Origin of the sequence: Roseibium sp. MMSF_3544 (assembly GCF_030732845.1) — a bacterium.
Taxonomy (GTDB): domain Bacteria; phylum Pseudomonadota; class Alphaproteobacteria; order Rhizobiales; family Stappiaceae; genus Roseibium.
Genome location: NZ_JASHKA010000022.1, coordinates 1 through 21,894 on the forward strand (window position 1 = coordinate 1; position 21,894 = coordinate 21,894).

Sequence of the window (21,894 nt, forward strand, 5' to 3'; positions counted from 1 at the left end):
CTCCCCCTTGTGGGGAGGGGTTAGGGGTGGGGGTCTCCGGCAAGCTCTTCCTGCATGCACCTTCTGCAGGCGTGTGCCGCGACATAGGGACCGCGCATCCTGGGATCTGCTGCTGACACTAGTTTGAGCTCGCTGCCCCGCTTTTCAACGTCGCCCAGGCCTGGTAATCGAGTTCGGCTGCCTCGATGGCTTTCCCGTTCACAAGGCGCCGCAAAAAGGCAATGCTGACCGCGCGCGAGCGGCTGTTGTATATGGCCGCGCCGTCCGGATCGCGGTCTGAATCCTGGTCGACTCCGAGTTTTTCATAAAGTGCCTGCAGCCGGCTTTGCACGCTGCGCAGAGATATGCCCCGCCGCCGGGAAATTGTTCTGTCCGTCAGGCCAAGAGCGATATCGATCAGGACTTCATACTCCGCATCGGTGAGCCCTTGCAGCCGGTCATCCGCCCGCTGCTGCACGCCTCGCACTGTTCTGTCGATGATGCATTGCTCTTCGACAAAGACACCCTGGAGCGCGAGTTTCAAACGGTCTTCGGACGCTGATTTCAGAATGTAACCGTAAGAAGCCCCCGCCGGCACGATCCTGGAAATGCCGCGCACATAGGCTTCATCGGAGTAGTTCGACCAGAACAGAATGCGGGTCTCCGGTTCCTGGCGCCAGATGGCACGGGCGGCCTCGACACCGGTCCGGTTCGGCATTTGAAGATCCATGACGATCGCGTCCGGGCGGTGTTCGATCGCAAGCGCAATGCCCTCGTCTCCGTTGCGGGCCTCCTGGACGTCAGTGACATCAGGCAGCTCCCGTTCGACCACTTCCCGCAAGAAGGAGCGATGGAGCACATCGTCTTCAACGATCAAAATACGCATTGGTTCGTTCTGGTTCGGAGTTTAGAGGTGTGTTCGGTTCCAAGGCCGGCAGCATGACGCGCACACACGTGCCGGACATCTCTTCACACGGACAAATACTGAAATCGGCCGAAATCAGCGTTGCTCTGGTCCGCATGTTCTCGATTCCGCCCGTATGTTCGGTTTCGCCTTTCGGAAGGCCGCGGCCATCATCGGAGACGGAAAGGCAGAGCTGATCGCCAATCCTGGAATGGCGCACAAGAATTTTGGAGGCGCCGGCATGTTTGATGGCATTGTTTACGGCCTCCTGCGTAATGCGAAACAGGGCGACCTGAAGGGTTTCCTGAAGTCTGTTGCCTTCACCTCCGGTTTCGTCGGCGAATTCAACCGCAATCGGGCGTGGCTGCGAGGCGACGGCCCGTTCCAGCAGGGCCTCGATGCCCTCTTCAAACCCGAACAACTTCAAAACGCTCGGCCGCGCGTCTTCGATGATGCCTCGAAGCTCCTGCAGGCAACCTTCGAGCCGGTCGGTAAGGCCGTTCAGAGCGTCACCCGGTATCTTCGGCGTCATCCGAAGGCGCCTTAATTCGTGGTTCAGCCGCGTCAGGTCGGCCAGCGTCTGATCATGAAGATCCATCCCGATCCGCTGCCGCTCCAGTTCGAGCGCTTCGGTAAGACGCAGCGCGCCTGCGCGCAGGCCTTCCGCGTGGGCATGGATCTCGGCCTGCCGGATCGCTGCCTCTCGTGCGCGTTCACCCTGGTTCAACGCGTGGATATAGGACGACAACAGGTCGGCGACATATTGGGCGATCGTCACGTGGCTGTCCTTATAGACACCGCGCTCGTGACAGGAATAGGAAAGCGCTCCGATCACCTTGCCCTCGACCTGGAGCGGCACGTGCAAGCGGCTGCGCAGTCGGGCGTCGAAAATCGGATCGTTGAACGCGCCGTCGAAATGAAAGCGTTCGTCGCGCTGTGCGTCAGCCGTCAGGATGAAATCCTCCTGGCCCCGCAGGATGCTCCGGATTGGACTTCCCGAGATCGGCACGGGTTCCGGCGCTTCGCCCCAGCCGGTATGTAGGCGGGCTTCATAAGCGACATGCATGTCCCCTTCGCCGGTGAGAATGCAGACATCGATATGGTCGTGTGGGAGGAAGAAGCCGACCTCTTCCGAGACCTTCTGGATCAGCGATTGAAAATCCAATTGGCCGGCAACTGCCCGCGAGATCAGCAGAAACCGCTGCAGCATGGCTTCGGTGCTAATGGCACTTGCTCCGGTAGGTGTGCTTTCGTCCGTCAAGGATACCGGTCTCCGGTTTGTCGCTCCCGCGCTATTCCCGCCAAGTTGGTGTTGAAACCTGCAGCTTTCGATGCGGGTTCCCGCAAAACTCTTGTCGAAACTACAGCATACATTCTGCAAGCTGCATGGAAAGCTCTTCGGCAAGGAAACGGAACTGCACCGGATCAGGTCTCTGAAACCGGTGCTGCCAGGGAGCAAACGGCCATTGCATGACGGGATTGAAATCGCGGACGAGCGGATGCGGGATCTTGTCCTCCCCATCTGCCGCGTTGAGCGCCTTTTCAATGGGTGCCTCTGGGCGGAGGGACCGGCCTATTTCGCAGGTACGGACTGCGTGGTCTGGTCGGACATTCCCAACAACCGCATCCTGCAATGGATCGAAGGCCTTGGAACGCGGACTCTGTCGCATGTCTCCAATTATGCGAACGGCAACACAATAGACCGGGAAGGCCGGCTGGTAAGCTGCGAGCACGGAACCCGTGCGGTCACAAGACGCGAACATGACGGTGCGCGCACTGTTCTTGCGACCCATTTCGGCGGCAAGAAACTGAATTCACCCAACGATGTCGTCGTAAAATCGGACGGATCGATCTGGTTCACGGATCCGCCTTACGGGATCCTGACGGACTATGAAGGCGAGCGTGCGGACCAGGAGCAGGATGGCTGTCACGTCTACAGGGTCGAGCCGGAAACCGGTGAAGTCGAAGCCGTCGTGCGCAGCATGGTGAAACCGAACGGGCTCGCCTTTTCGCCGGACGAGCGAAAACTTTATGTTTCCGACACAGGCGTGTCGCATCTGAAAGGCGGGCCCCACCACATCAAGGTCTTCGATCTCGATGCTGCCGGACGGCCCGAAAACGAGCGCGTTTTCGCTGAAATTTCACCAGGTGTGCCGGACGGATTTCGCCTCGACGAGGACGGCAATATCTGGTCGAGTTCGGGAAATGGCGTTCAGGTCTTTTCGCCCGAAGGGACTTTTCTGGGGCTTATCTCGGTCCCCGAAGCTGTGTCGAACCTGACCTTCGGAGGCCCGAAAAACAACCGCCTCTTCATTACCGCAACGACTTCCCTCTACGCGATTTATGTCGGCGTCAGAGGCGTAAACAGGAGGGAAAATCTCTGAAGGACTGATGCAAGTAACTGATGATAGGGAGGAAATCATGAGAATATGTCAATCGATACTGCTCGCGACCACCGCCTTGGCATTGACTGTTGCCGGGATTCAGGTGTCTGCTGCCGACACATCCGACAAGCGGATCGCCTTGTCCAACAACTATGCCGGCAACAGCTGGCGCCAGGCGATGCTCAAATCCTGGGGCAAGAATGCCGAACAGGCCGTCAATGATGGCGTCGTTGCTGCCGGCGATGCCTTCACGACAGCCGAAAACCAGCCGACGGAACAGGCGGCGCAGATCCAGAACCTGATCTTGCAAGGCTATGACGCCATCGTGATCAACGCTGCTTCGCCGACTGCTCTCAATGGCGCGGTCAAGGAAGCTTGTGACGCCGGTATTGTCGTCGTCTCCTTCGACGGTGTTGTGACGGAACCTTGCGCCTGGCGTATCGCAGTCGATTTCAAGAAAATGGGTGAGATCCAGGTCGACTACCTGTCCGGTCGGTTGGCAGATGGCGGTGAGCTTCTCGAGATCCGGGGCCTTGCCGGCGTTTTTGTCGATGATGAAATTCACTCCGGCATCGAGGCCGGCGTTGCCAATCATGAAAAGTTCAACATTGCCGGGTCGGTTCACGGCGAATGGACGCAGACCGTCGCCCAGAAAGCAGTCGCTGGTATCCTGCCGAGCATGCCGGAAATTGTCGGCGTCGTGACGCAAGGCGGCGACGGTTACGGAGCGGCCCAGGCCTTTGCGGCTGCGGGACGGCCGACACCGATCATCATCATGGGCAACCGCCATGACGAACTGACCTGGTGGAAAGAGCAGAAGGACGCGAATGGCTACGAGACCATGTCCGTTTCGATTGCTCCTGGCGTGTCGACCCTGGCGTTCTGGGTTGCGCAGCAGATCCTGGACGGACAGGATGTGCCCAAGGAATTGATCGTGCCGTTCCTGCAGATTGATCAGGCTGATCTTGAGGAAGGGCTGGCCAATACCGAACCCGGCGGCGTGTCCAATGTCGAATACTCGCTCGACGACGCCAAGGCCTATCTGGCCAGCGTCCAGTAAAGCGCGCCCGTACCGTCCGTTCGAATTCCGGAGGCGCAATGACGACGGAAACTGCAGGCCCTTTGATTTCCCTCGATGGAATTCAAAAGGTTTTCGGGGCGGTACAGGCCCTGAGCGGCGTGGATCTGAAGATCCATGCCGGGGAATGCCTGGGACTTGTCGGCCATAACGGGGCCGGCAAGTCCACCTTGATGAATATTCTGGCGGGTACGCTCGAAGCGAGTGACGGCAATCTGGCCGTCGCCGGCGACGAGCTTGGCAAGGGCTATTCGGTGCAGGATGCCGGCAGGCTGGGAATTCGATGTGTCTTCCAGGAACTGTCGCTCTGCCCGAACTTGTCGGTTGCCGAAAACACCCGGATCATCCACCCCGTGCTGAAGGGCTTCGGCTGGCAAAAACGTGCCGGTGCCCTGATCATGGAACAGCTTGACCTCGTCTTTCCGGGGCACGGGATATCGCCGAACGACATTGTCGGTGACCTGACGATTTCAAAACGGCAAATGGTCGAGATTGCGCGGGCCTTCACGGTCACCGACACAAACATCCGTCTGGTCATTTTGGACGAACCGACGTCTTCGCTCGATGCACGAGTTGCCGATCAGCTTCTCGACTATGTTGGCCGCGTCACGCGACAAGGCATCAGCGTGGTTCTCATTTCCCACCTGCTGGGTGAAATCCTTCAGGTCTCGAACAAGATCTCGGTGATGAAGGACGGCCGAGTCGTCGCCTTCAAGGACGCGGCTGACTTCGACCGGGTCAGTCTTGTCGAGGCCATGGGCAGCACGGTCGTTGCAGGCGCAGCACCGCGCCGCGACCAGAACGCCACGACATCGGCAGGCGAAGAGCGCATTCATATGCGGCCGGCCGGCCAGCCTGACGATCAGAGTATTCGCGCACGGGAAGGCGAAGTCATCGGTTTCGCCGGGCTCGCCGGGCAGGGTCAGACCCAAGCCCTTTTGTCGATTTTCGAAGGCCATGGCGTTCTGCCGTCCGGAGCACAGGCATCCGGTTGTTGTTTCATCGCCGGTGACAGGCAGGTGGACGGCGTTCTGCCGCTCTGGTCCATCCGCAAGAACATTGGGGTCTCGTCTCTGAAAAGGCTGCGATCAGGCGTCCTCATTCAAAACGAACGCGAGCAGGAACTTGCCGACGCCTGGAAAGAGCGCATCGGGATCCGGGCGCCGGACGTGGAAGCGCCCATCTTGTCCTTGTCCGGCGGCAACCAGCAAAAGGTCCTGTTTGCGCGCGCTCTCGGGTCCGCAGCAGATATCGTTCTGATGGACGATCCCATGCGCGGGGTTGATGTCGGCACGAAAAACGAGGTCTACGCGATCATTCGCCAGGAGGCGTCACAGGGACGAACGTTCCTTTGGTACACGACCGAAATGGAAGAGCTGGACTATTGTGACCGCGTCTACGTCTTTCGTGACGGCGTGGTCAGCGAAACCCTGTCCGGCGGCGACATCACTGAGGAAAATCTTTTGCAGGCATCCTTCAAGCAGGTGAGCGGGGCGGCATGACCGGATTGCGTTTCTTTGCCTCTCCCCGCTTCTGGCGGGGCGCGCTACCGGCTCTTTCGCTGACCTTCGTATTGCTGGGCGTCTTCTGGCTTCAACCACGCGCGATGAGCTATTTCGGACTGAACCTTCTGTTCAATCTGGCCATTCCGATCGCGCTGGCGACGATCGCGCAGATGTTCGTGATTGCCGTGAATGACCTTGATCTGTCGATAGGCAGTTTCGTTTCGCTCGTCGCCTGTATCGGGGCGACATGGCTGCAGGAAACACCGCTTCTGGGCATTGCCGCTCTCCTGGGCTGCATTGCTGTTTATGCCTGCCTTGGCGCTCTCATCTACATCAGGCAACTCCCGAGCATCGTCGTCACATTGGGAATGTCGTTTGTCTGGTCGGGATGCGCCGTCCTGCTTCTGCCGACACCCGGCGGCAGCGCACCGGACTGGATTCGCACTTTGGTGACCTACAAGCCACCCTACGTGCCGATGCCCCTGATTGCCGCTGCTGCGCTCGCCTTGATTGTCCATTTCGCACTCATGCGCACATCCTGGGGTGTCTTGATGCGCGGCGTCGGCGGCAACGAGAAGGCCATTACCCGCGCAGGCTGGTCCGTCCTGAAGCTCAAGATGACCATGTACGCGCTGACTGCGGTTTTCGGCATTCTGGCCGGACTGACGCTGGTCGGGCTTGCAACGTCTGCGGATGCGAACATCGCTCTGCGTTACACGCTGCTGTCCATCGCCGGGGTTATTCTCGGTGGCGGCGAATTCGTCGGCGGCCGGATCTCGCCGATTGGCGCTGTCCTCGGCGCAATGACATTGACGCTGACGGCGTCTTTCCTGTCGTTTCTGCGCATCTCCCCCGACTGGCAGATTGGTGCGCAAGGCGCTGTTCTGATTATCGTTCTGGCCTTGCGGGCCGTTGTGAACCGGATGGAGGCACGCCGATGACACCGATCGGAGCCTTTATGCGTCAACACCCATGGAGCTGGTCGTTCCTGGCAGCGTTCCTGACCTGGGCGGCAACGGCCGCTTACATCAGCGGCACGGGTGGTCTCGCGCTGGCGTCGACGGCGCTGTCCTTTTCGACCTTCTTCGTGATGGTCGGGATCGGCCAGATGTTCGTGATCACGCTGGGTCCGGGCAATGTCGATCTGTCTATCCCCTCGACCATCACACTCTCCGCGGTGGTTTCGATGATGGTAATGGGTGGTTCGGACGCGATGATCCTGACCGGCTTCCTGGCCGCGATTGCGGTCGGCCTGCTGGTCGGTCTGTTCAATTATGGCCTGATCAGGGTCCTGAGCATCCCACCCATCATCGCCACCATGTCATCGAGTTTTCTGATCCAGTCGAGTGCAATTGCGCTCGGGCGCGGCGTTAAGATCAAACCGCCCGAAACACTGGAATGGATATCGACCGCAAAAGTTGCCGGTGTTCCCATCCTGTCACTGTGCGTGATTGCGCTGGCGGTCGTGATGGCGGTCGTGTTGAACCGCACTGTCTATGGGCGGTCCGTGACTGCCTTCGGCCAGAACACACGGGCGGCCCGCCTTGCCGGCGTTCCCATCGAGCGCATCCGGTATCTGACCTACTCGCTGTCTGCTGTCATGGCTGCGGTCTGCGGGGTTTTCCTGGCAGGCTTCTCGGGCGGCTCCTCGCTGAATATGGGGGAAGAATACTTGCTTGCCTCAATCGCGGTCGTCGTCATCGGCGGATCTTCGATTGCCGGCGGCAACTCCAACGTCCCCGGTGTCTTCGGCGCGGCACTGTTCCTGTTCCTGCTGGTTGCCATGCTGAACACATTCGGCGCCGCCGCAGGTCTCCGACTGATCCTGACAGGCCTGATCATTGTCGGTGTCGTAACGTTCGCCGGCGGCCGCAGGGAGAGCCGGTAGCTCTCATATGTTCCTTCCAGCAAGGTTTCCTCCGCCTTGCCTTGACCCGGTGTCTGTTTCAGGGCGCCGGGTCTTTTTTGTCAGGTGGTATGAAGTGGCGGTATCCGGTGGAAGGAGCTGACCACGCGCAAAGTATGTGTGAACCCCCACCCCTAACCCCTCCCCACAAGGGGGAGGGGAACCAGGCTGTGTATGACGTAATTCAACTCTGTTCAATCGAACTCAACACTGATCCCAGACCGTCTTCATGGCACGGCAAAATTCCCCTCCCCCTTGTGGGGAGGGGTTAGGGGTGGGGGTATGCAAGAGGCTGAGCTCGCGCACAGCACCACCAAGCGCCCTGAACGTCAGAGCCCGAGCATCTTGCGGATCTGCTCCTGATCCGTGTCGCCGCCAGCGAAGTCGTCAAACGCCTTGTCGGTAACCTCGATGATGTGGCTCAAGATGAACGGGGCGCCTTCGGCGGCACCTTGTTCCGGAGATTTCAGGCAGCATTCCCATTCCAGGACGGCCCAGCTTTCGTAGCCGTACTGGGCAAGCTTGGAAAAGATCCCGGAAAAGTCGACCTGGCCATCGCCGAGCGAACGGAACCGGCCAGCACGATTGACCCAGCCCTGGTAGCCCGAGTAAACGCCCTGGCGCCCGTCGGGGTTAAATTCTGCGTCCTTCACGTGATAGGCGCAGATGCGCTCGTGGTAGATATCTATGAAGGCGAGATAGTCCATCTGCTGCAGCAGGAAATGCGACGGGTCGTAGTTGATCTGGCATCGCGCATGTCCGCCGAGCGCTTCGAGGAACATCTCGAACGTGGCGCCGTCAAAAACGTCCTCGCCCGGGTGTATTTCGTAGCCGACATCGACACCGTGATCCTCGTAGACGTCGAGGATCGGTTTCCATCGCCGCGCAAGCTCGGAAAAAGCCTCCTCGATGAGACCGGCGGGACGCTGCGGCCAGGGGTAAAGATAAGGAAAGGCCAGCGACCCGGTGAAACTCACCGACGCGTCAAGGCCAAGTTTCCGGCTCGCGATCGCCGCTTTCTTCATCTGGTCGACCGCCCATTCCTGACGGCCTGCCGGGTTGCCGTGCAGATGCGCCGGAGCAAACCCGTCAAAGGCAAGGTCATAGGCCGGATGCACGGCGACAAGCTGGCCCTGCAAGTGGGTGGACAGCTCTGTGATCGCGACGCCCGCATCCGCACAAATGCCCTTGACCTCGTCGCAATAGGTTTGGCTCTCCGCTGCCTTGTCGAGATCGAACAGGCGGCTGTCGAAGGTCGGAATTTGCACGCCTTCGTAGCCAAGATCCGCCGCCCACTTTGCAATGGCGGGCAACGAGTTGAATGGTGCGTCGTCCCCGGCAAATTGCGCCAGGAAAATTGCAGGTCCTTTGATCAGTCCGGCCATGACTTCCTCCTCATGTGTCTGGCGCCTTTTGCGCAGGCGTTCATTTGTTGCGCGACGGTCCCTCTCGCTCGGAGGACGCCGCCCACAGGTTAACGTTTGCGTCGCGCGTCGTCGCGTCAATTTCGGCAAGTTCGGCGTCCGTAAACTCGAGATTGCCCAGGGCACCGACACAGTCCCTGACCTGTTCCGCCCGGCTGGCTCCAATCAACGCGGTTGTCACCCGGCCGCGGCGCAGCACCCAGGCCAGCGCCATCTGGGCGAGATTCTGACCGCGGCGCTCGGCAATTCCGTTCAGCGCGCGGATCGTTGCAAGGTTTTCCTCACTGAGGAACTGGTCCTGAAGGGATTTTCCCTGGGTGGCGCGGCTGCCCTCCGGGATCCCCTTAAGGTACTTGCTTGTCAGCATTCCCTGTGCCAGCGGCGTGAAGGCGATTGAGCCAATACCGAGGTCATCAAGCGTATCAAGCAGACCATCCTCTTCGACCCAGCGATTGATCATCGAATAGCTGGGCTGATGGATCAGGCAAGGCGTTCCGAGGTCTTTCAGGATCGCAACGGCCTCGCGGGTGCGCCGGGAATTGTAGGAGGAAATACCAACATAAAGAGCCCGGCCCGAGCGCACGATATGGTCGAGCGCCATCATGGTTTCTTCAAGCGGCGTGTCTGGATCGAAGCGGTGCGAATAGAAGATGTCGACATAGTCGAGCCCCATGCGCTTCAGCGACTGGTCGCAGGAGGCAATCAGGTATTTGCGGCTGCCCCATTCGCCGTAGGGACCTGGCCACATGCCGTAGCCGGCTTTCGACGAGATGATCATTTCGTCGCGATAGGGCGCAAAGTCGGTCTTGAGCAGGTCGCCGAATGCTTCTTCGGCCGAACCGGGGGGCGGTCCGTAGTTGTTTGCAAGGTCGAAATGGGTGATGCCGAGATCGAAAGCGGTTCTTGCGATGTCCCGCTTGCGCTCATGCGGCGTGTCCTCTCCGAAATTGTGCCAGAGGCCGAGCGAGATCACCGGCAGCTTCAGGCCGGATCTCCCGCAGCGGCGGTATTCCATAGTCTCATATCGCGCTTGCGATGCTTGAAAGGTCATGATGTCTCCGATTGAGCCAACAGGTCCTTTGCCGCTTGGGGACCAAGGGCTGCAGGACGCTCGCATGTGGTGAGAATGTCTTTGTACGCGCCCGTCTCGCCGGAAGCGAGGATCGAGGTCATCACATCTACGACATGGAGGGAAAATTCAAGCGAACAGCGGTGCGGCCGTCCCTGAAGGATCGCCAGCGCCATGTCCGCGAGGCCGGCGGTCCTGTAGTTGGCGTGCGAACCGTCATTGGCAACGGAAAACGGGTGCTTCCAGTCTTCCGAAACGGTGATGAAGGAGTCCTTTTCGGTCAGCCGCACTTCGCCGCCGAAGAAATTCGGGTCCGGCACGTGCAGCGTGCCGTCGCGCCCATAGAGCTCCATGTTTGAATGACCGTGCTGCCAGACGTCCCAGCTTGCGCAATAGGTGACTTGGGCTCCGGAGTGGAACTGCATGATCGCATGGATCGTGGTCGGTGTTTCCACCTTGATCTTTTCGCCATGGCGGGGCTGCGAGGTGATGGTCCGGTAGTCGGACCCGGATGAACTCATGGCGGTCACCCGCTTCACCGGGCCGAGCAGTTGGACAAGATTTGAGACGTAGTAAGGGCCCAGATCGAGGATCGGTCCGCCGCCGGGCTTGAAGAAGAAATCCGGGTTCGGGTGCCACATCTCCATTCCCGGGCTCTGGACGAAACAGGTTCCGGACGTTACCCGGCCGACAGCGCCTTCGTCGACAAGGTGACGCGCGAGCTGATGCGCGCCGCCCAGAAACGTGTCCGGAGCCGATCCGACACGAAGTCCTTTTTCAGCCGCCAGTGCGGCGAGTGCTTTGCCCTCTTCAACGCTCAGGACGAAAGGTTTTTCGGAGTAGACATGCTTGCCTGCCTCGAGCACGGTCCTGGAAACTTCGAAATGGGCCGCGGGCACTGTCAGATTGACGATGATGTCGATGTCGCCGGCTGCGAGCAGGCCGTCGACGCTTTCAGCCCTGAGGTTGAATTCCTCGGCGCGTGCCTTGGCGGCCGCTTCGTTCAAATCGGCGCAGGCTCGCACTTCAATGCCACGAAACAGCGGTGCAAGACGCATGTAGGCAGCCGAGATGTTACCGCATCCAAGGATGCCGATGCCAAGTGTGTCAGTCATGTTGAATCCTTAGAATCTCTGGAATGTCTCGATGGAGCGGCTTGCAAACCGTTCGAAATCGGAAGGGTTGTCGTGTTCCATGATGAAGAGATCAACGCCGATCCCGCGCAAGGTCGCCGTAAGCGTCTTCCAGTCCATAACGCCATATCCGACGTCGGCCCAGCCGTCCTCGTCGATGCATTCATCTTCGGGAGCGATATCCTTCACGTGAGCTGCCGTTATCCGCGCTGCGTAGCGTTCGATCCACTGAAGCGGGTCCTGTCCGCCGCGAACGATCCAGGCGATGTCCGCTTCCCATTCGATGGAGGGTGCGCTTTCCAGGAGAATGTCCATCGGCAAACGGCCATCGGTGCAGGCGGCGAACTCGAAATCGTGGTTGTGCCATCCGAACCTGAGGCCTGCGTCCCGGACACGGTTGCCGATTTCCTCCAGCCGATGACCAACCGAGACCCATGCCGCCGGATCTGCAACGCGCTGCTCAGGTGGCAGTGCGGGGCAGAACAGACGGTTCATGCCAAGCGTGCGAGCCGTCTCAAGAACGCCCGCGAAGTCGTCCTCGAACTGTTCCAGCGGGAAGAAATGACCGGACGGCATCGTCAGCCCGTGTTTGTCGAGCAGGCCCTTGAAGGCGGCAGCATCTTCGTAGGCGGCACCGAAGCCCTCCACCTGCGTGTAGCCGAGATTGGCCAGATGCTGGAGAACGGTATCCCAAGGTGTGAAGTTGCGGGCGGAATAAAGCTGAAAGGAAACATTCATGACCGTTGTCCTGAAGGTTGGAGGAAGTCTGTCAAAGTCGGTTTTCGTGTGATTTGTCAAACAGATTTGCGCGTGCCGGGTCGAAGCCGACGACAATGTCGTCACCGTCGCGAATGTTCGCCTGCCCGTCCATCCGGACCCAGAGCGAACGGCCGTCGACTGCGACGCGCGCGAGCGTATCCGAGCCGAGGGGTTCCACCAGCTCAACCTGTCCCGATAGCCGGATCCTGGCGCTCTCGGCTTTCGTCCCGGTGACCATGTGTTCCGGGCGGATGCCGAACCAGGCCGGTCCCTGGACCGCGAGCCCATCACGGAAATCGTAGCCTTCCAGCGGAAAGGCGTGATTGCCGACGGCAAATCGCAACCCGTCGCCGCCCACGATCTCGCCGTCGAAGAAGTTCATTGTCGGTGAGCCGATAAACTCAGCGACATACTTGTTGGCGGGCCGGTTGTAGATTTCGTTCGGCGAGGCGAGCTGAAGGATTTGCCCGCCGCGCATGATGGCAATGCGGTCGGCAAGCGTCATCGCCTCGATCTGATCGTGGGTGACGTAAATCATCGTGTTGCTGAGCTGCTGGTGCAGCTGCTTGATCTCGACCCTGAGATCCGCGCGCAGCTTGGCGTCAAGATTCGACAGGGGTTCGTCAAACAGGAAAACGTCTGCGTCGCGCACCAGGGCGCGGCCGATGGCTGCGCGCTGCCGCTGACCGCCGGAAAGGGCGGCAGGCTTGCGGCTCAAGAGCGGTTCGATCTGCAGGATCTTCGCCGCCCGGTTCACCCGTTCCTCGATCTCAGGCTTCGGCAGTCCGGCATTCTTGAGACCGAAGCTGAGGTTTCCGGCAACGGTCATCTGCGGATAAAGCGCGTAGCTTTGAAACACCATGCCGATGCCCCGCTTGGAAGGTTCCTCCCAGGTCACGTTGCGCTCGCCGATGAAGATCTGGCCGTCGGAGACATCAAGAAGGCCGGCAATACAATTGAGCAGCGTGGACTTGCCACAGCCGGAAGAGCCGAGCAGAACCAGAAATTCACCACGGCCGACGTCCAGGTTGAGATCCTTCAGGACATCGAGTGCGCCGAAACTCAATCTCAGGTTCTTGATGGAGATGCTGTGCTTGGTTTCCATGATCAGTCCCGTCAGCCTTTCACAGCGCCGGCGGCAATGCCGCGGACAAAGAGTTTACCGGAGATGAAGTAGATCGTGAGCGGGACCAGGCCGGTCAGGATCGTTGCCGCCATGTTGACGTTGTATTCCTTCACACCCTGGGTCGAGTTCACGATGTTGTTCAATTGAACGGTCATTGGATAGAGATCCGGCTTGGTGTAGATGACGCCGAACAGGAAATCGTTCCAGATGCCGGTAACCTGCAGGATCATGGCCACGACAAAGATCGGCAGGCTCATCGGAACCATGATCTGGAAATAGATTCCCCAGAAGCCGGCGCCGTCGACACGCGCGGCCTTGAAAAGCTCCTGCGGCACGGAGGCAAAGTAATTGCGGAAGAGCAGCGTGAGGATCGGCATGCCGAAGATCGTATGCACGATCACCAGGCCTGTCAGACTGCCGTAAAGCCCGACTTCCCGAAGCATGATCACGATCGGATAGATCATCACCTGATAGGGAATGAAGGCCCCGACGATCAGGATGGTGAAGAATGTCTCGGACCCTTTGAAGCGCCAGTTGGCGAGTGCATAGCCATTGACGGAGGCAATGGCGATAGAGAGCACCACGGACGGAATTAGAATCCTGACCGAATTGAAAAAGCCTCGTGAAAGACCGTCGCAATTGAGCCCTGTACAGGCCTCCGCCCAGGCCTTGACCCATGGCTGGAAGGTGATCTCCACGGGAGGCGAAAAGATGTTGCCGAGGCGGATTTCCGGCATGCCTTTGAGCGAGGTCACGACCATCACGTAAAGCGGCAGCAGATAATAGAGCGAAACGACGATCAACGTGCCGTAGATCATGATGTTGCGGCGCGAGAGCGTCCGGCCGGGTTTCGGTCCACGCGGCCCGGTCATCTCCTGGCGCGCGGGTGCGAGCTGGATTTCAGCGGCGGTTTTGGTCACGTTACCCACGGCGCTTGCCTCCGAATTCGAGATACGCCCAGGGCACGACGATGATGATCACCGTGAGCAGCATCATGGTGGAGGCGGCAAAGCCCTGTCCAAGGTTCTGCGACAGGAACATAGCGTCATAAACGTATTTTGCAGGGACTTCCGAAGCGATGCCCGGGCCGCCGCCCGTCTGGGCAACGACAAGGTCGTAAACCTTGATGATGCCGGATGCGATCAGCACGATCGCGGTGATGAAGATGCCGCGCATCATGGGGATGACGATAAAAATGTAGGTCTTCCACATCGGTATGCCGTCGATTTTCGCGGCCTTCCAGATGTCTTCATCGATGCCGCGCAGCCCTGCGAGCATCAGGCACATGATCAGGCCGGTTCCCTGCCAAAGGCCAGCGATGAGAATGCCGTAGATAACGATGTCCGGGTCGTAGAGCGGGTCGAAGGAGAAACTCTCCCAGCCGAGACTGCGCACAACATGCTGGATGCCGAAGTCTGGGTTGAGGATCCATTGCCAGGCAAGACCCGTGACGATGAAGCTCAGGGCGAAGGGATAAAGCAGGATCGTCCGGAACGTGTCTTCAAAGCGGATCTTTTGGTCAAGCAACGCTGCCAGCATGAAGCCGATCAGCAGTGAAAAGACAAGCGAAAAGACGCCATAGATCGCTAGATTTTCGATTGAGATCAGCCACTTGCTGCTGCTCCACAGGCGCTCGTATTGGGCCAAGCCGACGAATTTCTCGCGGGGCAGGAGTTTTGAGCTGGTAAAGGAATAGAGCACCGTCCATGCGGTTCCGCCGATGAAAACGACCAGTGCAGTCGTGATCATGGGAATTGCCGCGATCTTGGCACTCAGGTTCCGGTGCCATCTCACCGGTCCAGTTGCTGCAGCCATGTTGCTGTGTCCTTGTCGAAAATGCGGCCTCCAAGGGGCCCTGCGCGCATCGCTGCGCACAGGGCGGGAGGACGCCGCCCGGGTGAGACTTCACGACGACAGTCCGGGCGACGGAGCGGAGCCGGGATCAGTCAGCGCTGCTGATGATCGACGCGAACTGTTTCTGCGCGTCTTCGGCAGACATTTCCGGGTTGTTGAAGAACTCGACAAACAGATCGTTGACCTGCTGGTTGCTGTCAGCGGACATAAGCTGGTCGGTGCCGGGAATGATGTTGCCCTTGGCCAGAATGTCGAGGCCCTTGCGCATGCAGTCATTGGCTGCAGACAGGTCCACGTCTCCACGCACGGGAAGGGAGCCCTTTTTCAGGTTGAACGCGACCTGTGTCTCCGGCGACATCATCACCTTGGCCAGTTCGCCTTGCGCCTTGGTTGTGGCTTCGTCATCGACCTTCGGGAAATAGAAGGCATCGCCACCGGTCTGGATCACCTCGTTGACGCCAAGACCCGGCAAGCAGGTGTAATCCGTGCCGGCGACCTGGTTGGCGACCTGGAATTCGCCTTGCGCCCAGTCACCCATGATCTGGCCCCCGGCCTTGCCGGTGATGACAAGGTTGGTGGCATCGTTCCAAGCCTGGACATTGGAGTCCTTGGACAGTTCGCGGGCGATCGCTGCGGCTTCAAAGACCTTTGCGAGTTCCGGACCGGCTGCGAGGTCTGCGTCCTTGTCGCCGAAAACCTTGGTGTAGGTTTCAGGCCCTGCCAGGGCGGTCAGAAGGGTTTGGAAGGCAAGTGTCGTCTGCCAAGGCTGCTGTCCGATCGCAAGCGGCACGATGCCGGCTTCCTGGAGTTTCGGAGCGGCGGCAACAAATTCGTCCCAGTTGGTCGGAACGGCCAGCCCATTGTCTTCAAAAGCAGCGTTGTTCAACCAGAGCCATTGTGGCGAGTGAATGTTGACGGGCACGCAGTAGATCTTGCCGTCGAGCGTGCAGCTGTCGAGCAGCGACGGCGGAAAGACGATTTCCTTCCAGTTGCCTTCTTCTGCGATATCGGTGAGGTCGCGCATGAGGCCGGCTTCGACCAGTTCTTCCGCCTGGCGGCCATGATTGAATTGCGTGGCGCCCATCGGATCGCCGCCCGTTATCCGGCTGATCATGATCGGACGGGCCGTGCCGCCGGATCCTGCGATCGCACCGTCGACCCATTTGTTGCCGGTTGCGTCAAACGCCTTGGCAAATTCGGCGACAGCCGCGGCCTCTCCGCCGGACGTCCACCAATGGGTGACTTCAAGATCGGTTGCCAGTGCGGCGGTTGTCGCGCAAAGGGCGGTGGTTGCGGCAAAAACTACGCGTAGTGCTTTCATGGTGTCCTCCCATCGAACCCAGATTGTTCGATTGTCGTCGGTGTGCGGCTTTCGCCACGCTTTGTAATCGATTACAATTTGTTGTATCATTCATGTAATCGATTACATTTATCATTCTCGGGAATCGCCCTTGTGTCAACCCGGAATGTGATCAAAGAGACAAACAAACGCTCCGGAGAGTAATTTGGTCCAGAAAAATGCACGTATTCGAGACGTGGCGGAAAAGGCAGGTGTGTCGACGGCAACCGTAAGCCGGGCCCTGAGCAATCCGGAGCTTCTGACCGAGGCAACACGCGAGAGCGTTTTTGCGGCGATCCGGGCGACAGGCTACCGCGTCAACAAGGCTGCGCGTACGCTGCGGACCCGTCAGACCGGTGCCGTACTTGTCCTGGTCCCCAATCTCGGCAATCCGTTTTTTTCGCAGATACTTGCAGGCATAAGCGAAAAACTCGGCGATCACGACACGTCTGTTCTGATTGCAGACACCAATGACCATTCGACCACGGGCAAGCGTCTTGTGGACTATTTTCTGGATTCCCAGATCGACGGCATGATCTGTCTGGACGGCGGGCTTTCCGACTTCGAACTCGGGCAGTTCCGGGACAAAGGTGTCGCCGACCGGATTGTCTTTGCCTGCGAATGGGTGCAGGGCGCAGACCTACCGTCGGTAAGAAGTGACAACGTCCAGGGCGCACGGTTGGCCGTTCGGCATCTGCATCAGCTGGGACACCGGAAGATCGCACATGTCACTGGGCCTTCGGACAATGTCCTGACCCACGCGCGGCGCCAGGGCATGATCGAGGAGCGCTCGCGGCTCGGATTGCCTGTTCGCGACGAGTGGATCATCCGGGGTGATTTTTCGCTGGAATCGGGACGCATGGCCGCGCAGAAGATCATTGCAATGAAAGAGCCGCCGACGGCCGTGTTCTGCGCGTCCGACCAGGTTGCTTTTGGACTGATCTCCACGCTCATGGGCAACGGGATCAACGTGCCTGAAGATATGTCCGTTGTCGGGTTCGACGACATCGAACTGTCGGAACACTACGTTCCGGCGCTGACGACAATCAGGCAAGACAGGCGTGCGCTCGGGGCAAAAGCTGCTTCCTTGTTGCTGGCATGTATCGATCCGCAGGCGAATTCCAAAGCAGACCGGAAAGAGCCGGTCGTTGTTGAGGTTGAACTGGTTGTGCGGCGAAGCGCGGGCTTTGTGCCCGACGAGCACGGTGACGCTGCGAGCTAAAGCCATTTTGCCGTCCGTACCCTGGAGGGTGCAAAATTCAGCCTTGAATTGTGGGCCTATCAGCAAAACTGCCACTGATATTTACGTGCATGACCAGAGCATTCTAATTCTGGGTTGTCTCAAGGCGCATACCCATACATCTGTCTGCACTGCCCGAATGTAGTTCCATGTTTCAAACAGATTGAAAGCTGCCCTTAGGTAATTAGGGGCTGCGAACTAGGTTAATGAATTAACAAAACAAAATCATTTTCAAGAAGTATACATTGATAAGTTGTATCGAAGTTGTAATAGGCTTCGTATTTATTGCATTCATGAATTCTTACAACATGTTAATTGTAAAAAATGGCGGTACTTTAGTTTTTAATTAACTTGGATAGGGCACTTTGATTGTCAAAATAAACACGGGTGGTCAAAATGCGTATACTAGCTTTTGGATTGGCGCTGTCACTTGGCGTCATGGTTCAAACAGAGATTGCCAGCGCGGATTCCGGACTGACTGTCGTTGGTACCGGCGATGGACTTGAGATGCTCAGGGAGATCGGCGACGGCTTCGCAACCCAGCATCCAGAGATTGAAATCGAGATCCCGCCGAGCATTGGTTCCGGCGGTGGCATTGCAGCCGTCAGTTCCGGCGCGGAGCGGCTCGGCCGCGTCGCCCGTCCGCTCAAGGACAGCGAAGTGCAGTTCGGTCTGATTTACCTGCCGATTGCAAAGATCCCGAGCGCGATTTTTGTGCATCCCTCGACCGGTGTGTCCGAGGTCTCGAGCGACGATCTGGTGAAGCTCTTTTCCGGTGAGATCAAGAACTGGTCCGAAATCGGCGGGTCCGACATGCGCGTCAAGCTCGTGCGCCGGGAAGATGCCGACAGCACGCTCCAGGTCCTGCGCGCCTCGATGCCGGGCTGGGGAGATCTGAAGTTCTCACCCCGCTCGAAAACTGCGGTAACGACCCAGGAAGCGATCAACACGGCCATGGATGTGGAAGGCGCAATTGCGTTCGGCCCGTATTCGAAGCCGCTCGAAGAAGGGCTTTCGGTTCTGAAAGTCGATGGAAGTCACCCGACCGATCAGAACTATCCGAGCGCGGTCACGCTGGCCCTGATTTACAAGGATGGGTCAATGGATGCCCAAATGGAAGCTTTTGTCGACTACAGCATGTCGGACAAAGCGCACGAACTGATCGAGAATTTTGGTGGCGTCCCGGTAACCAACTAACGCCCTGGACATAGATGATACGTCACTCGTCACTTCTCTGGCACTACACATACGGCGCTGTTTTCACAGCGCTGTGTGCTTTTGCTGGCCTGATCGGACTGGTGGCGTATCAGCTTGAAGACAGCATGGCGCGGCAGGAAGGGGAACTGCTGAAGCTATCGCATTCCAGGCTCCTCGAAACGCTCACGGCGGACGTGGCCCTTGCCGGAAAACGGCTCGAGTTTCTTTTCGAGGACAGGCTGCGCAGGCTAAGCTCCATTGCGGCTGACGAGAACTTGGTCAGGGCAATCGAGTCGCGGAACAACGTTGCCATTTCCGAATTGCTCGGACCGGCGGCCGAACTGGACGATATCGACGGGATCGTCGTCCTCGATGAAGAGGCCCGGATCATCGGGGCATCTTCCTACGAGACCGATATGGTCGCGCTCGGGTCGGAGATTACAAGTCTCGGATTCTATGACGAGATGAAGCGCTCGCTGCTGGAAAGTTTTCCGGGCGACCCGATTACTTATTCTGAAGTTCTGCCGGTGTCCGACTCGCAGGTTTTCGTTCCCGGCAAGAACGTAAATGCGGTGTCACAAGTGACATTCGTGCCTGTGTTTGATGATTTCGGTTACGTCGTCGGAGGGCTTTTGGCTCAGCGTTGGTTGCGTGAGAACGAGCCGATGCTGATCGACCTGACGACCATCAATTCGTTCGGTCTGGTCATAACGTTCGACGACAACGTGATTTCGAGAGCGGGATTCGATGGACAATATTCGGACCTGAAGACCGCTTCAGACACGTCGAACATCACGGCGAACGGTAGCCACGTGATCAAATGTGGAATGCCGATCACACCGATGACGTTTTGCGCGCTTTTGCCCATCGAACAGCTGACGGAAACGCAAAACGAACTCACCCGGATTGGCACGGAAGAAGAATCAAAACTCCTGAAACGCCTGTTCCTGTTCGGCCTGTTGGCGCTGGCCGCATTTGCCAGTGTCGCATTTCTTCTGTCGCGCCAGATCACCCGTCCGCTGACCAAGATCACCAGGGTTCTGTCAGGCATTGCCGCCGGAGATTTTGAAAACAAGGTTGCGGGAACGGAGCGCCTCGATGAGGTCGGCGACATCGCACGATCAGTCGTATCGCTGCAGCGTTCGGTCAAGGAACGCGACGCGTTGCGCGTCAGGGTCCATGAAAAGAACACCATTTTGAAGTCGCAGGAAGCGAAACTGCGCGAGCAGAATGTTCTGTTTGATGCGGCGTTGAACAACATGTCGCACGGGCTGTGCATGTTCGATTCCAAGGGAAAGCTGATCGTTTCGAACCAGCGTTACACTGAATTGTTTGAGGTGGAACGCGACAAGGTAAAGCCCGGCATGACGTCTTCGGAGCTCTCGGAGGTGCTCGATGTCGATTGCCTCGAGGCGGAAAAACCAAGTCTGCTGGAATCGAAGTTTCCGCACGTTCGTTCAGGAGCAGGCTCGCAAAGCACCGAAATGGTCAAAATCCCGTCGGGCAGGATCGTTCTGACCACCCGCCAACCGCTGACCGACGGCGGTTGGGTCGCAATTTCGGAAGACATTACAGAGCGTCAGGAAGCCCGCGACAGGCTGGCCTTCCTTGCACGGCACGACATTCTTACTCAGCTCCCGAACAGGATCGAATTCAGGGATCAGCTGGAGGCTCTTCTGAATCGACAGCAGTCCCAGGGTGGAGAATTTGCGATCCTTTGCCTGGACCTGGACGAGTTCAAGACGGTCAACGACTCGCTTGGGCACCCGATCGGCGATGAATTGCTGCGCAATGTTGCAGAACGCCTGAAAAACCTGATCAGCGAAAGAGAGCTTGTTGTCCGCCTGGGCGGTGACGAATTTGCGATCCTCTCCGATTTGCCGACCGATCTTTTTGCGGTCGACGAACTTGCGCAATCGGTTATCTGGGAACTGTCGAAGCCGTTCCGCATCGCCGATCATGAAATCGTCATCGGTGTCAGCGTCGGAATTTCGATCGCCAAGGGCAAGGACATTGAGGCCGACGAACTTTTCAAACAGGCGGACCTTGCCCTCTACCAGGCCAAGGAAGACGGCCGGAACACCCACAGGTTCTTCGAAACCGACATGGGTACCGCGGTCAACGAGCGCAGGGAGCTGATCACCGACCTCCGTCATGCGATCGCAAATGACGAATTGGAAATCTACTTCCAGCCGCAGTATTCGCTCGAAAGCCACACAGTCTCCGGGTTCGAGGCTCTGGTGCGCTGGGATCATCCGAAGCGCGGCATGGTTCCCCCCATGGAATTCATTCCGCTCGCCGAGGACACGGGCCTGATTGTGCCGCTTGGAGAATGGGTCCTCAACGAGGCGTGCCGTCTGGCCGCAGGCTGGCCGGATCATCTGCGCGTCGCCGTCAACCTGTCGCCGCGCCAATTGCGCGGACACGGCTTCGGTCCGGTCTTGATCGGCGCACTTGCAAAGTCAGGCCTGCGGGCGGACCGGCTGGAGCTTGAGGTCACCGAAAGTGTTCTGCTGATTGAATCCGAAGAAATCCTGGACGCCTTGCATCAGGCGAAAACACTTGGCGTGAAGGTGTCCATGGACGACTTCGGAACAGGCTATTCGTCGCTCAGCTACCTGCGCCGGTTCCCGTTCGACAAGATCAAGATCGACCAGTCCTTCGTCCGCTCAATGGCGTATTCCGACGAATCCGTTTCGATCGTGAAAGCGGTCATCGACCTGGCCAAGAACCTCAAGATGACCACGACGGCCGAAGGTGTCGAGACCGAGCTGCTTCTGGAAATGCTGAAGGATATCGGCTGTACCGACGCACAAGGATACTTCCTGGGTCACCCGATGCCGGTCTCGCAGATGCAAGACCTCATATACGCTTGCGGCGACAAGGCACCCCTGGCCGTAACGGCTGCTCAATAAAGCTTGAAACTTGTATCTTCCAGATGAGGCAGGTCAGATTGATCGAACCTGACCTTCAAACGCACTGGATGGGCTCAATTGC

At 58.4% G+C, this 21,894-nt stretch carries 18 protein-coding genes; 8 read left to right on the forward strand and 10 right to left on the reverse strand.

Features of this window, described 5'->3' with window-relative positions:
• Positions 1–118: 118 nt before the first annotated feature.
• The gene (locus tag RBB47_RS24340) at positions 119–865 is read right to left on the reverse strand and encodes a response regulator transcription factor (protein ID WP_305988510.1); all 747 of its coding nucleotides are present in this window, start codon (positions 863–865) and stop codon (positions 119–121) included.
• The gene (locus tag RBB47_RS24345) at positions 846–2,144 is read right to left on the reverse strand and encodes an ATP-binding protein (protein WP_371932847.1); all 1,299 of its coding nucleotides are present in this window, start codon (positions 2,142–2,144) and stop codon (positions 846–848) included. The genes RBB47_RS24340 and RBB47_RS24345 overlap by 20 nt, the downstream gene beginning before the upstream one ends.
• Positions 2,145–2,382: 238 nt before the next feature.
• On the opposite strand from RBB47_RS24345, the gene RBB47_RS24350 reads away from it, so the two are divergent.
• The 5 genes from RBB47_RS24350 to RBB47_RS24370 are packed head-to-tail and all read left to right on the forward strand — an operon-like array spanning position 2,383 to position 7,738.
• Positions 2,383–3,267, forward strand: a complete 885-nt coding sequence (locus tag RBB47_RS24350; RefSeq protein ID WP_305988586.1) for an SMP-30/gluconolactonase/LRE family protein — start codon at positions 2,383–2,385, stop codon at positions 3,265–3,267.
• A gap of 7 nt (positions 3,268–3,274) precedes the next feature.
• Positions 3,275–4,327, forward strand: a complete 1,053-nt coding sequence (locus RBB47_RS24355; RefSeq protein WP_371932848.1) for an ABC transporter substrate-binding protein — start codon at positions 3,275–3,277, stop codon at positions 4,325–4,327.
• A gap of 38 nt (positions 4,328–4,365) precedes the next feature.
• Entirely contained in the window at positions 4,366–5,847 is a 1,482-nt protein-coding gene (locus RBB47_RS24360; protein WP_305988512.1) for a sugar ABC transporter ATP-binding protein, read from the forward strand.
• Positions 5,848–5,852: 5 nt separating this feature from the next.
• Positions 5,853–6,791, forward strand: coding sequence for an ABC transporter permease (locus RBB47_RS24365; protein WP_371932850.1), 939 nt, complete (start codon positions 5,853–5,855; stop codon positions 6,789–6,791).
• Positions 6,788–7,738 carry an ABC transporter permease gene (locus tag RBB47_RS24370; protein WP_305988514.1) on the forward strand — a complete coding sequence of 317 codons (951 nt, stop codon included), beginning with the start codon at positions 6,788–6,790 and terminating at the stop codon, positions 7,736–7,738. Before RBB47_RS24365 ends, RBB47_RS24370 begins: the two co-directional genes overlap by 4 nt.
• A 347-nt stretch (positions 7,739–8,085) precedes the next feature.
• Here RBB47_RS24370 and RBB47_RS24375 read toward each other — a convergent pair whose 3' ends face one another.
• The 8 genes from RBB47_RS24375 to RBB47_RS24410 form a co-directional block, all read right to left on the reverse strand.
• On the reverse strand, positions 8,086–9,141 hold the full coding sequence (locus tag RBB47_RS24375) for a sugar phosphate isomerase/epimerase (protein WP_305988515.1): 1,056 nt from the start codon (positions 9,139–9,141) through the stop codon (positions 8,086–8,088).
• Between the two features lie 40 nt (positions 9,142–9,181).
• On the reverse strand, positions 9,182–10,231 hold the full coding sequence (gene mgrA, locus RBB47_RS24380) for an L-glyceraldehyde 3-phosphate reductase (RefSeq protein ID WP_305988516.1): 1,050 nt from the start codon (positions 10,229–10,231) through the stop codon (positions 9,182–9,184).
• Positions 10,228–11,364 carry a Gfo/Idh/MocA family protein gene (locus RBB47_RS24385; RefSeq protein WP_305988517.1) on the reverse strand — a complete coding sequence of 379 codons (1,137 nt, stop codon included), beginning with the start codon at positions 11,362–11,364 and terminating at the stop codon, positions 10,228–10,230. Before RBB47_RS24385 ends, mgrA begins: the two co-directional genes overlap by 4 nt.
• Before the next feature lie 9 nt (positions 11,365–11,373).
• Positions 11,374–12,120, reverse strand: a complete 747-nt coding sequence (locus RBB47_RS24390; RefSeq protein WP_305988518.1) for a sugar phosphate isomerase/epimerase — start codon at positions 12,118–12,120, stop codon at positions 11,374–11,376.
• A 31-nt stretch (positions 12,121–12,151) separates the two neighbouring features.
• Complete coding sequence (locus RBB47_RS24395) at positions 12,152–13,246, reverse strand: ABC transporter ATP-binding protein (RefSeq protein ID WP_305988519.1); 1,095 nt, start codon at positions 13,244–13,246, stop codon at positions 12,152–12,154.
• A gap of 11 nt (positions 13,247–13,257) precedes the next feature.
• On the reverse strand, positions 13,258–14,139 hold the full coding sequence (locus RBB47_RS24400) for a carbohydrate ABC transporter permease (protein ID WP_305988587.1): 882 nt from the start codon (positions 14,137–14,139) through the stop codon (positions 13,258–13,260).
• 49 nt (positions 14,140–14,188) lie between these two features.
• Positions 14,189–15,082, reverse strand: coding sequence for a carbohydrate ABC transporter permease (locus RBB47_RS24405; RefSeq protein ID WP_305988520.1), 894 nt, complete (start codon positions 15,080–15,082; stop codon positions 14,189–14,191).
• 127 nt (positions 15,083–15,209) lie between these two features.
• Positions 15,210–16,442, reverse strand: coding sequence for an ABC transporter substrate-binding protein (locus RBB47_RS24410; RefSeq protein ID WP_305988521.1), 1,233 nt, complete (start codon positions 16,440–16,442; stop codon positions 15,210–15,212).
• Between the two features lie 184 nt (positions 16,443–16,626).
• Between RBB47_RS24410 and RBB47_RS24415 the strand changes: the two genes are divergently transcribed.
• From RBB47_RS24415 to RBB47_RS24425, 3 genes are all read left to right on the forward strand, one after another.
• On the forward strand, positions 16,627–17,682 hold the full coding sequence (locus tag RBB47_RS24415; protein ID WP_305988522.1) for a LacI family DNA-binding transcriptional regulator: 1,056 nt from the start codon (positions 16,627–16,629) through the stop codon (positions 17,680–17,682).
• Between the two features lie 414 nt (positions 17,683–18,096).
• Positions 18,097–18,897 (forward strand): PstS family phosphate ABC transporter substrate-binding protein, encoded by an 801-nt coding sequence (locus tag RBB47_RS24420; protein ID WP_305988523.1) that lies wholly within the window; start codon positions 18,097–18,099, stop codon positions 18,895–18,897.
• A gap of 14 nt (positions 18,898–18,911) precedes the next feature.
• Positions 18,912–21,812 (forward strand): bifunctional diguanylate cyclase/phosphodiesterase, encoded by a 2,901-nt coding sequence (locus RBB47_RS24425; protein WP_305988524.1) that lies wholly within the window; start codon positions 18,912–18,914, stop codon positions 21,810–21,812.
• The last annotated feature ends 82 nt before the right edge of the window (positions 21,813–21,894 follow it).

Excerpts from the sequence above, each read along its gene's own strand:
- RBB47_RS24340 (WP_305988510.1), bottom strand. The coding sequence starts at position 865 with ATGCGTATTTTGATCGTTGAAGACGATGTGCTCCATCGCTCCTTCTTG.
- RBB47_RS24350 (WP_305988586.1), top strand. The coding sequence starts at position 2,383 with ATGCGGGATCTTGTCCTCCCCATCTGCCGCGTTGAGCGCCTTTTCAAT.
- RBB47_RS24355 (WP_371932848.1), top strand. The coding sequence starts at position 3,275 with ATGCAAGTAACTGATGATAGGGAGGAAATCATGAGAATATGTCAATCG.
- RBB47_RS24360 (WP_305988512.1), top strand. The coding sequence starts at position 4,366 with ATGACGACGGAAACTGCAGGCCCTTTGATTTCCCTCGATGGAATTCAA.
- RBB47_RS24370 (WP_305988514.1), top strand. The coding sequence starts at position 6,788 with ATGACACCGATCGGAGCCTTTATGCGTCAACACCCATGGAGCTGGTCG.
- RBB47_RS24375 (WP_305988515.1), bottom strand. The coding sequence starts at position 9,141 with ATGGCCGGACTGATCAAAGGACCTGCAATTTTCCTGGCGCAATTTGCC.
- mgrA (WP_305988516.1), bottom strand. The coding sequence starts at position 10,231 with ATGACCTTTCAAGCATCGCAAGCGCGATATGAGACTATGGAATACCGC.
- RBB47_RS24385 (WP_305988517.1), bottom strand. The coding sequence starts at position 11,364 with ATGACTGACACACTTGGCATCGGCATCCTTGGATGCGGTAACATCTCG.
- RBB47_RS24390 (WP_305988518.1), bottom strand. The coding sequence starts at position 12,120 with ATGAATGTTTCCTTTCAGCTTTATTCCGCCCGCAACTTCACACCTTGG.
- RBB47_RS24395 (WP_305988519.1), bottom strand. The coding sequence starts at position 13,246 with ATGGAAACCAAGCACAGCATCTCCATCAAGAACCTGAGATTGAGTTTC.
- RBB47_RS24400 (WP_305988587.1), bottom strand. The coding sequence starts at position 14,139 with ATGACCGGGCCGCGTGGACCGAAACCCGGCCGGACGCTCTCGCGCCGC.
- RBB47_RS24405 (WP_305988520.1), bottom strand. The coding sequence starts at position 15,082 with ATGGCTGCAGCAACTGGACCGGTGAGATGGCACCGGAACCTGAGTGCC.
- RBB47_RS24410 (WP_305988521.1), bottom strand. The coding sequence starts at position 16,442 with ATGAAAGCACTACGCGTAGTTTTTGCCGCAACCACCGCCCTTTGCGCG.
- RBB47_RS24420 (WP_305988523.1), top strand. The coding sequence starts at position 18,097 with ATGCGTATACTAGCTTTTGGATTGGCGCTGTCACTTGGCGTCATGGTT.
- RBB47_RS24425 (WP_305988524.1), top strand. The coding sequence starts at position 18,912 with ATGATACGTCACTCGTCACTTCTCTGGCACTACACATACGGCGCTGTT.